A 10,219-nucleotide genomic window follows, 5' to 3' on the forward strand; every position below is an offset into this window, starting at 1 on the left:
GGATACAAACCAAGATCACATCGATCGGAAAACGCATCCCTTTGAGGTTGAGCATGTCGATTCGTTCAAAGCCACGGCATCGCAGTCTACCTCAAGACCGACAGGAATCCGCTAATGCGACGGAACCCTATTCGTTGGCTTTGCGCCGATCAGAGGGCTCTGCCGTATCGTCCTGCGCATCCCATGTGGCTTTGATGTCAAGAATATGCGGCAGGATCGAAACAAAGGCATCGACCAGGCGCGGCTCGAAATGGCTTCCGGAACCTTTCCGGACGGTCGCCATGACCTGATCCAGCGGCCAGGGAGCCTTGTAAGGCCGCTTGGTTGTCAGGGCATCGAACACATCGGCCAGCGCGACGATGCGCGCCGATTCGGGAATCGCGTCGCCCGCCAGGCCGTCCGGATAGCCGCTGCCATCCCATTTTTCATGATGGCGCAGCGCGATTTCGGCGGCCATTTGAAAGACCGGCGCATTACTCCTGGCGAGAATGCGGTGGCCCATCCTGGCATGTTGCTGCATGATGAGCCACTCATCCGCATCCAGTTTGCCGGGTTTTTTGAGAATGCCATCGGGAATGCCGATCTTGCCGGTGTCGTGCATCAGGGCCGCCAGTGCGATCTGTTTGCAACGGGTGGCGCTCCAGCCGACAACAGCGGCGAGCGCGCCGGCATAGGCAGCCATGCGCCAGATATGCACGCCGGTATCGGTATCGTGGTGATGGCCTGCCTCGCCCAGCATGTAGATTGCGTCCAGGTAACTCTGTTCCAGAGTGCTCGCATGCACCAGCGACAGGTGGGTATGCACGCGCGCTGACACGATGGCCGGCGAGACCGGCTTGATGATGTAGTCAACCGCCCCGACCGCAAAACCGGCAGCCTCATCGTCCACCTCGGCGAGACCGGTCACGAAGATCACGGGGATCGCTTCCGTGCGCTTGTCTGCCTTCAATTCCCGGCATACTTCGTAGCCGTCCTTGCCGGGCATCTTGATATCGAGCAGGATCAGCGACGGAGCGTGTTTATGGGCTGCCGCAATCGCTTCGTCGCCATTGCGTGCGAAGATCAAGTCGTAGTCGCAGCCGAGGATTTGTTCCAAAGCGGCGAGGTTTTTCGGCTCGTCATCGACAATCAGTATCGGGTTGGTCATCAGGTTTCCAGTGAAATATTGAGCGTGCTGGCCAGTGCGCGGGTGGACACCTCGGCGCCCCGAAGATCAAACTCTTGTAGCGTGGTGTGGATGGCCGCCAGCCGCGAGGGTGGCAACAGCTTGTCCAGTTCCACCAGAACCGGCCTGACCGCACGCAGGCTGTCGGTGTCACAGGCCGCGAGCATCTGCGCCAGCAATGCGGCCACTTGCGCGGGATCGAACGACGCGGAACCGACGCTCTCCAACAGGGCGTCGGGTGGTGCATATCGCTCGATCGACTGCAGCGCCGTTTCCAGTGCGCCCTGCAAGGGCGCGACACTGTCGGCTGGATCTGCGCCGGCACGCAGCACCCGTTCGGCTTCACCGGCCAGCGCGCAGACTTCATGCAGGGCCAGGCTGCCGGCGGCGCCGCTCAGTTTGTGCGCCAGCGAGGCGCCCGCAGCGGGCTCCAGCGTAGCCATCTGCGCCACGATGCCGGCGTAATCACGCGCGAACGTGCGCAGGTATTGTCGATAGGCCAAAGGATCTTTCCAGACCGTCAGGCCACGGCCCACGGCAAGCCCGGGAAGGTCGTGGCTGCGGTCGTGGCCGCGGTCGTGTTCAATCTCATGGGTGGCCGGCGCATGCACCCTGGCGACACGCCCCGTGAGCTGGAGGATCAGCGCGATCGCGGCATCCACGTCGAAGGGCTTGGCGACAAAACCATTTATGCCGGCCTCGTCGGCCAGCGTGTGCATTTCGATCAAGTTGCCGGCGGTGAGGGCGAGCACCGGCAATGGCGCCAAGGCCGGGATGCGCCGGATTGCGCGCGTGGCTTCATAACCGTCCATGACCGGCATCTGCACATCCATCAGCACGATATCGATCCCGTCCGGATGGGCTTGCAACCAGTCCACCGCCTGCCGGCCGTCGCAGGCAAGAACGACTTGCGCGCCTTCGTCGCCAAAGATGCGCAGCGCGACTTCCCGGTTGATGTCACTGTCATCGACGACCTGGATGCGCAGGCCGGCCAGCCGTTGCAAGTTTGCACCTGGCAGCGACGGTTTGCTGCCATCGCGCAGCTGCAATGCATTGGCGACCGCGTTGTACAGGGTCGAAGGCGTGAGCGGCTTGGTCAGCACCGCGTCCGCCAGATGGCTATCGGCCTGGGCCAGCAGTTCATCGCGGGCACAGGCAGTGACCATGATGATGAGTGGATTCTGGAAATTTTGGGGATTTTGGCCATCCTTGATTTCATCACGGATGGCCTTGGCGGTAGCGAGTCCATCCATGCCGCCGGGCATCTGCCAGTCGAGCAACAGTATCTGGCGTGATGTCCAATTGCCATGCTGTGCCGCGACGTGCCCGAGAGCGGTTTCGCCGGAGTCGAAGGCGCTCGCCGTCCAGCCCAATTTCTGGACAATGTTGCGCAGCGCTTCAAGGGAATGCGCGTTGTCGTCGGCGATCAGGACTTCGAGGTTCGCCATGTCCGGGGCGGAGAGCGTGACGCCGGGTTCCAGCTCAAACGTCAGCGTGAAACCAAACTCGCTGCCCTTGCCGATCTCGCTATGGACGCCAAGTTCACCGCCCATGGCCGCCACCAGTTTGTGGCTGATCGTCAGCCCCAGGCCGGTGCCGCCGAAGCGGCGGCTGGTCGAATCGTCCGCTTGCGAGAATGCGGCAAAGATGTCCTGTTGAACTTCTGGCGCAATGCCGATGCCGGTGTCACGCACGGCAAAACGCAGCGTGACACGATGCGCGCTTTCTTCGATGACGCTGATGAGGACGTTCACATGGCCGTGCTCGGTGAATTTGATCGCATTGCTGGTGAGGTTGATCAGCACTTGCCCCAGCCGCAAGGCATCCCCGCGCAACTGCCCCAGCTCTCTCGGCGGCGGGGCGATGATGAGTTCAAGGTCCTTGTCTCCCGCGCTGGCGGCCATGATCGTGGCCAGGTTGTCGATCACGTCGGCGAGGTGGAAGGGTGCCTGTTCGATTTCCAGCTTGCCGGACTCGATCTTGGAAAAATCGAGGATGTCGTTGATGATGCCCAGCAGCGAGCGGCCAGCCATGCGGATTTTGCGCACCAGTTCGTTGGCATCGCCGCTGAGTGCCATTTTTTCCAGTATATAAGCCAGGCCCAAGATCGCATTCATCGGGGTACGGATCTCGTGGCTCATGTTGGCAATGAAGGCGCTCTTGGCCTTGTTGGCGGCATCCGCCTCATCGACCTGCTGATGCGCCCGATGCATCAGCATCTGAACTACTGAAAAGGAGAAAAGCTTGACCGCATCGATGGAAAAATTCAGCCACGGCGCGGAAAAGCCGCGGGTGGTTTCGTGCCATGCGGCGAAAGAACGGCGGGGGTCGATGCGCGGCCCGTTCGCATCCATGACGATGCGGCCTTGCGGGGTGCCGGCCCAAGGGATGCTGCGCACCACCTCCGGGCGGAACCACAGCATGAGATTGCCCCGTTTGTTGTCCAGATCCAGCGCCATGAGGCCAGCGGCCACGTCGGCGAAGCGCTCGGCGGCCGGATAGGCGGCGCCCAGGTGGTCGGTGACGAATACCCCTTGAGTAAAGTGCTGCAGCTTCAGCCATTCAATCAGCGCCGCCAGGTCGCTCGGGGCCGGTACCTCGCCGATACTGTAGCTGCGCTTATCGACGACAATATAACTGCCGCCCGCTGCCGCGAGACTGAGGAAGTCGGACTGGAACTGGCGAAATACCAGGTCGATGTCGTTCGAGTCGCGCACGATATCCGTCAGCATTTGCAGCCGTTGGCGCACATTCTCCAAAGCATTGAGGTGCGCGGCGCTCTGCAATGCGCCAAGCTTGATGGAAACCGACTTGCCGATAAACTCGATCAGATTGCGCAAGTGCGGGCCAAGAAGCCGTGGCATGGCGTTATGGCAAGAAATCATGCCCCACAAGCGGCCTTCGTGCATCAGTGACAGGGTCAGGGTCGAGCGCACCCCCATGTTGCGCATGTACTCGATATGGATCGGCGAGATGGCCCGCAGGGTGGAAAGACTCAAGTCCACGGGCTGCCCGCTGCAGGGATCGAGAGGCGGCACGAGCGTGACCGTGGGCGCCTCCGTGTCGGCCAAGATGCGCACCAGGTTCCTGGCATAGAGTGCCCGCGCCTGGGGCGGGATGTCTGATGCGGGAAAATGATGATGCAGCAGCGCGGGCAGCGCCTCGTTGCGACTTTCGGCAATCACCGCGCCGTTCCATTGGTGGTCGAAACGATACACCTTGACCCGGTCGAAGCCGGTGATTCTGCGCATCTCTTCAGAGATGTACTGGCAATAATCTTCCACATTGGAATGCAGATCGAAGGCCCCCAGGGTTTCATTGACGGCCGCGAATATCTGGTGTGTGGTGGCGGCGAATCTCCCGCTCAGCGGACTCAACTCGATGATCGTCAAGCTGTCCGAACGGTGCATGACGGCGGCAAAAGGCACTGCCCCGTCCCCTGTATCGACCTGGATTTCCAGCGGAACGACGCGCCCGTGGCGGCCATCGGCCAGTCCGTCGCGCAGCGTCGCCAGCGCCTCCGCGCCCAGCAGTTCCGAGACAGGGCGGTCAACGGCGCTCGCCGCAGCGCGCCCAAAAATGGGCTCCAGGTTATCGCTTGCCGCACGCAACACATCGGCATCATCGACCGCCAGCAGAAACCCATGGGACTGGATGGCCCCCACCAAGTGGATTGGTTCGTTGGCACAACGCTGCAAGGCTGCATCGAGGAGCCTTGCGGGCGCGTCAAGCTCAGTTCCAGCCAGGTTTTGTTCCAGGGCGGCGAGGGTTGGCGCTTCGTCATCGACAATCAGTATCGGGTTGGTCATCAGGTTTCCAGTGAAATATTGAGCGCGCCGGCCAGCGCGCGGGTTGCCACCTCGGCTCCCCGAAGATCAAAATCTTGCAGCGTGGTATGGATTGGTGCCAGCCTGGAGAGCGGCAACAGCTTGTCCAGTTCAGCCAGAACGGGCCTGACCGCACACAGGCTGTCGGTGTCACAGGCCGCGAGCATCTGCGCCGGTAATGCAGCCGGTACTGTCAACTTAAGGAACTAACTTTTAAAGTTCCCCACTCTTCGTGGTTTTCATGAACTTTTATGTTACTTAAATCGCTAAATTTTTCGAAAAATAGTAGTGAAATACCCACTTTCAGTCGGAAAATTTTCTGACTTTTCGTTAAGTTGACAGTACCGTTGAGCACGATCACGATGGTGAACGCGTCGTAGGTAGGGTTGCCGAGGTTGAACTTGATGCGCATGTCCAGCACCGGTACGATAACCCCGCGCAAGTTGATCACGCCTTTGAAAAACGCCGGCGCGTTGGCCATGCGGGTGACCGCTTCGTATCCGAATCTTCTGCACTTTCAGGATCTCGAGGCCATATTCTTCCTGGCCCATGGTGAAGGCAAGAAATTCCTTGCCGGATTCTTTGCCGGAGTGCGGCGGGTGGTTGCGGACTGTGGAGTTCGCTTCATGGGTATGTAACATGGCAACCTGATACGGATTGAAAACCTGAATATCTGCTGACTGCGGGGGATAGTGCGCCGATGGGATTGACGTTACCTTTGCCGTGAGGAAATGTCAAATATCGTATTTTGAAATAAACATTTCGTCAATGAACGGTTTATGCCGTTGTTGTTTTTCGGAAAAAAAATTGGGGTGGTTCAATTCCGGGGTCGCGGTAGGGACACCGATTGCTCGGCGCCCCCCGCACAGATCCCTGCGAGCGGCACTACCGCACAAGGCTCCTACCTTGGGTGTTTGACGCGAAAACGTTCACTTGGATAAGGATGAGTATTACGATATAGCGGAATGTAGCGTTTCACCAGCCGATTGAAACGCTCCCAGGACAGGCAGTGTCGTTGGCTACGACGCATTAACACGTGTCGCCATGTTCGACAGATTTCCTCGCGGAAGCTGCAAAGGCGATGCGAGTTTCCGGGCACTGCAAAGTAGTTGAAATAGCCCTGCACGACCCGGCCTAGCCATTTACCGACCGCAGGTACGTCATCGTGCATTCTTTTCCTCAACTCCACCCGAATTGCTTTTAGCGTAGCCCGCATTCGCTTCTTCACCGTCAGACGCAGGATCGCAAACCAGCCTTGGCGAGTCTTCCCGCAGCAATGCGTGAAACCCAGAAAGTCGAAAGTTTCCGGCTTTCCTTCCCCTCGTAGCTTGCGCTGCTCCTGAGCTTGTCGTCCGAATTCGATGAGTCGCGTCTTGTCTGGATGGAGCGCCAAGCCGAATTTCGCCATGCGTTCCCGCAGTGCAGCCAGGAATTGCCCGGCATCGTCTTTTCGCTCAAACCCGACAACGCTATCATCTGCATATCGGACGATGATGACCCGCCCTGTTGCGTGTTGTTTCCGCCACTGATGTGCCCATAAATCGAGCACATAATGGAGATAGATGTTGGACAGCAGCGGTGAAATGACCGCCCCTTGCGGGGTGCCCTGCAAGGATTCGATACGCCGCCCATCCTCAATCACGCCCGCCTTGAGCCATTTGCCAATCAGCCTGAGTAGCCGCCGGTCAGCAATCCGATGCTCCAGAAATTGCATCATCCACTTGTGGTCGATGGTGTCAAAGAACGCCTGAATGTCCGCGTCCAGTATCCAGCTCACCCGATGGCTCTTGATCCCGACTTCGAGTCGCGTCCAGCGCATCGTGCTGGCTGCGTCCCTGTCGAAACCCGTATGAGAATCCAAGAAATTGCTCTTCATAGATCGCGTTCAAGACCTTGACCACGGCCTGTTGTACGACCTTGTCCTCCAATGCGGCAATTCCCAGTGGACGCAACTTGCCGTCCGCTTTCGGAATGTACACGCGCCGCGAGGCTTGAGCACGATAGGCACCGGAGTGTATTTCCCGATGCAATTCATGGACTCGTGTGTAGAGCGTTCCCTCGTGTTCTCCCCACGTCATTCCATCTACGCCTGCTGCCGCGTTCCGCTTCAGATCGTAAAAACTTTCCACCAATAACGATGGCGTTACATGGTGGAGGAGCGCCGTGAATTTCATCCGCCCATCCTGCTTGGTGGTTTCCCGTATGCGCTCAAGTCCCGTCGACGCATTTACCCGGCCCTGCGTCCGGCATGCGGGAGGCTCTTGCGCGTTCCCCTTGGTTACACCCCTTCCCTCCACCGTCTCCGCAGGTTTCCCCTTGTTCGACGGCTTCTTTGGTACTACGGGCGTATCCGACTTCTCAGCAGCGTCGATGGCGGCATTACGGCCACTGGCCTTTTCCACCCCGTCCGGCAACTTCCCGGACACTGCTGAGATCTCCCAGCTTCTGTGCAGATTGCTTCCCGACATGCGCAGGGTCTCCGGCCGCGCGGGATCGAAACATGACTTGCGATTATCGCCATGCTCCATATTGCCTTCCGAGTCAGTCAACGTCGTCGGCATCCCGATTCCTTGATTTCGCGGCTCAATGGCTGGCCTGTCGGTGTCCCCTGTCAACGCTTCGCCGCACACCTCACGATGTACGACGCATGACTCGGGGTCAGAGTGATTCGCCATATCTTCCCTGTATTGAACTTTCATCAACTACAATCTGCCAGCTTATGCTGGCGCACTGACTGTTCAGCCCCTATGAACGCCAGAAATTAGTTGTAAACAATTACGATCACGTTCATCATGCTGGCATGGCAACGAAACCTTCCTCTCCCGACCTCACAGGCCTGACCCACGAACAGAAGGACATCCTCATTCTGACGTTGCTGGCGCGTCTGGAGGCGCTCGAATCGAAGGTCAACAAGAACAGCAGCAATTCAAGCAAGCCGCCCTCGTCCGATGGCCTTGCCAAGAAGACCAGTTCGTTACGCCAGTCTTCCGGCAAACCACCCGGCGCTCAGCCTGGCCACAAGCGTCAACCGAAGTAAATCTGCATAAAAAACGAAGTAAAAGTGTATACAAGTTGCCGAGATGTCGATTGTCATAAAGCGAACCGTTTAAAAACAATTACTTACGCCGATTTGCGAAGTAATTGTGTGAAAACTGAACACCTCGCCATGACTTGCCTCGTGGGAACTACAAAAACGTACTTTGCGACGCTCGAAAGCGCCAAGTGTGCCCCTTTAATTCCGACGTCCCGAGTAAATCGATGCAATCGAGCCAGTCCTCCCATGACGCGGCCAAGGCGTCGTTGAGCGCCGACATGGTGATGTCGATGTCGTCGTCATCATGCGCACACTGGTTTGCCTCCCACTCCGCAATTCCATAGAGGGGCAGGCCATGGGAGCGCCGCAGCAGGTACGGATTGGAGCATCCTTGCCAAATCATGCGCCAGTAGAGGAAGGCGAGGACTTGCGGGTTTGGCGCCGCTTCAACTGCCTGCCCGCGAATCACACTCACGTACCAACGCCGCGAATGGCCATGGCATTGCTTCCACAAACGATTCGCCCGCGTCCAGAAGCACATCTCCAGGCACCTGGTCTGCATGCTGGAGAACCAGCGCCCGCGAGCCGTTGGCGAGAGCCAACCGGACGCCGACCTGGGTGGCATGAACGCCCGCATCGGACCGCTGGGAACGGCGCCGTCAGATCGGCCGGTATCGATGCCGCCATCGACTTCGTACAGCACGGCCAAGTTGACACGGCGCCGCAGGAAGGCCAGCCAGCGCGCGATTTGTTCGAGGCTGCGCGCCGACATCACACTTGCCATCGGATGGCCGCCGACCGACAGCGGCAGTTGCGGCGCGCGACAGGTCGGGCAATTAATCGGTCCAAATACGATTGAACTTCCCAGTCCGTAGGCGAGCGGTCCACCGCAACGACGGCAGCGATCGCGTAGCGGCAAACCGTGCAGCGGACAATTGGCAAATGGCCGTAACTGGTGGACGATGAAGTGATGGCCCTGGCGTGAGCAGGTCGGACAAAGTCGCAGCCTGTCGTGCATGAGAGGGTGCAGGCATTTCAACGCGCCACCAAGAAAGGCACCCTGGATCAGGGCGGGCGGAAACCCCAATGTGCTTCCAAGCGCGCGCGCGACGCGCGGTATTTTGTCGGGAAAAAGTGGATATTGGTTGGTGGCCGAGATGCCCAGCAGTGCAGACACTTCGCATGCCGACAAGGCGTTTGCAGCGGCGAGTTTTGCCGCCAACGCCCACGCCGATTCGTATGTCGCAAACAGATGCAAGGCCAACTTTGGCAGGGTGACGACCTTGACGCCGCCAGCGGGGACAATGAGCAAGGGGAGGGCCATCGCGTTGGCCTCAGCGTCCCAGTCCGCGCGCATTGCGCTCGACAGCTTGTTCCGAGGCGACATAGCCGCAATGCTGTACGACCTTGGTCCAATGGCTCTCGGCCAATTGAAAGTCCATCGCATCGCGCAGGAGCCCATCGAGCAGAATGGCCTCGACCGCGCGCGAAAAATATTCCATTGGAATTTCGACCGAGCCGGCCAAGCCAGCGTGTTGATGAGCCTGGGAGAAGGCATCCCATAGGAAGTGAGCACTCGTTTCCAAGCGCAAGCCAGCTTCAAAGGCGTGCGGGTAGTAGTAACGTGTGAAACTCCAATCGCTGCCCAACTGGGTACGCGTGCTCATCGTAACTCTTGAGGCAAGTCGCGGCGTCGACCGCGCTGCGGATTCCCCGAAAGCGCAGGGTCTCCACCATGAAGCGCTTGACGATGTGGGTGTCGCCCGATTCCTGAAAACGAGCCCGTTGCTCGCAAAGCCGTTCCTGGCCGACGAGAAAAGTCGTCAAGCGCACGCCGCATTGGGCGAGTTCGTCGTGGACATCGCGCAACCATTCGTACTCATGCAGAGAGTATCTTTGGGCTTCGTCGCAGAAAAATATGATCAATGAACTGCTTTGGGCTTCGGCGATATCGCGCAGCCGATCGTGGAGTGCCCTGCGCTTGCCAGCATTTCGCCCGCTATCAGGTTCTGGATGGCGGACCGAACGCAGCAGCCTGGTAAAAAAAGCACCCTCGCTGCGGCTGGTGGCTCCGTCGCGTTGTTCGGCAAAAGACGGAATTTTCCAGAAATGGAATCTCCCCCTTCAAACTGGACGGACTTGTGCTGCGAACGCATAAAATTGGTCGGCGAATGACCTTGTATCGGCGCCGCA

General features: G+C 58.9%; 10 protein-coding genes and 1 pseudogene. 2 read left to right on the forward strand and 9 right to left on the reverse strand.

The features are described 5' to 3' along the window. Positions 1-127: 127 nt before the first annotated feature. From CR103_RS21175 to CR103_RS24380, 6 genes and pseudogenes are all read right to left on the reverse strand, one after another. Positions 128-1,147 (reverse strand): response regulator, encoded by a 1,020-nt coding sequence (locus CR103_RS21175; RefSeq protein WP_099917887.1) that lies wholly within the window; start codon positions 1,145-1,147, stop codon positions 128-130. After that, positions 1,147-4,974 carry a response regulator gene (locus CR103_RS21180; RefSeq protein WP_099917888.1) on the reverse strand — a complete coding sequence of 1,276 codons (3,828 nt, stop codon included), beginning with the start codon at positions 4,972-4,974 and terminating at the stop codon, positions 1,147-1,149. The genes CR103_RS21175 and CR103_RS21180 overlap by 1 nt, the downstream gene beginning before the upstream one ends. After that, a complete protein-coding gene (locus tag CR103_RS21185) occupies positions 4,974-5,159 on the reverse strand; it encodes a hypothetical protein (protein ID WP_099917889.1) in 186 nt (61 codons plus the stop codon). Before CR103_RS21185 ends, CR103_RS21180 begins: the two co-directional genes overlap by 1 nt. Before the next feature lie 179 nt (positions 5,160-5,338). Beyond that, positions 5,339-5,543: pseudogene (locus tag CR103_RS23710) on the reverse strand (chemotaxis protein CheW); the annotation flags it as partial. 350 nt (positions 5,544-5,893) lie between these two features. Beyond that, a complete protein-coding gene (locus CR103_RS24375; RefSeq protein ID WP_441293463.1) occupies positions 5,894-6,769 on the reverse strand; it encodes a reverse transcriptase domain-containing protein in 876 nt (291 codons plus the stop codon). Beyond that, positions 6,729-7,553 (reverse strand): reverse transcriptase family protein, encoded by an 825-nt coding sequence (locus CR103_RS24380; RefSeq protein WP_441293464.1) that lies wholly within the window; start codon positions 7,551-7,553, stop codon positions 6,729-6,731. Before CR103_RS24380 ends, CR103_RS24375 begins: the two co-directional genes overlap by 41 nt. Positions 7,554-7,792: 239 nt before the next feature. On the opposite strand from CR103_RS24380, the gene CR103_RS22315 reads away from it, so the two are divergent. Further along, positions 7,793-8,029: a DUF6444 domain-containing protein gene (locus CR103_RS22315; protein WP_099917890.1), complete on the forward strand. Its 237-nt coding sequence runs from the start codon at positions 7,793-7,795 to the stop codon at positions 8,027-8,029. A gap of 148 nt (positions 8,030-8,177) precedes the next feature. Here CR103_RS22315 and CR103_RS21205 read toward each other — a convergent pair whose 3' ends face one another. Both CR103_RS21205 and CR103_RS22320 read right to left on the reverse strand, forming a co-directional pair. After that, positions 8,178-9,350 (reverse strand): hypothetical protein, encoded by a 1,173-nt coding sequence (locus tag CR103_RS21205; protein WP_143752706.1) that lies wholly within the window; start codon positions 9,348-9,350, stop codon positions 8,178-8,180. 10 nt (positions 9,351-9,360) lie between these two features. Beyond that, positions 9,361-9,693, reverse strand: coding sequence for a hypothetical protein (locus tag CR103_RS22320; RefSeq protein WP_143752707.1), 333 nt, complete (start codon positions 9,691-9,693; stop codon positions 9,361-9,363). Between CR103_RS22320 and CR103_RS22325 the strand changes: the two genes are divergently transcribed. Next, complete coding sequence (locus CR103_RS22325; RefSeq protein ID WP_143752708.1) at positions 9,686-9,955, forward strand: hypothetical protein; 270 nt, start codon at positions 9,686-9,688, stop codon at positions 9,953-9,955. The genes CR103_RS22320 and CR103_RS22325 overlap by 8 nt on opposite strands. On the opposite strand, the gene CR103_RS23075 is transcribed toward CR103_RS22325, so the two are convergent. After that, on the reverse strand, positions 9,949-10,219 hold a 271-nt coding region (locus tag CR103_RS23075; protein WP_218968516.1), incomplete at its 5' end, for a hypothetical protein. The genes CR103_RS22325 and CR103_RS23075 overlap by 7 nt on opposite strands.

This window comes from Massilia psychrophila (genome assembly GCF_002760665.1).
Lineage (GTDB): Bacteria > Pseudomonadota > Gammaproteobacteria > Burkholderiales > Burkholderiaceae_D > JAFCUW01.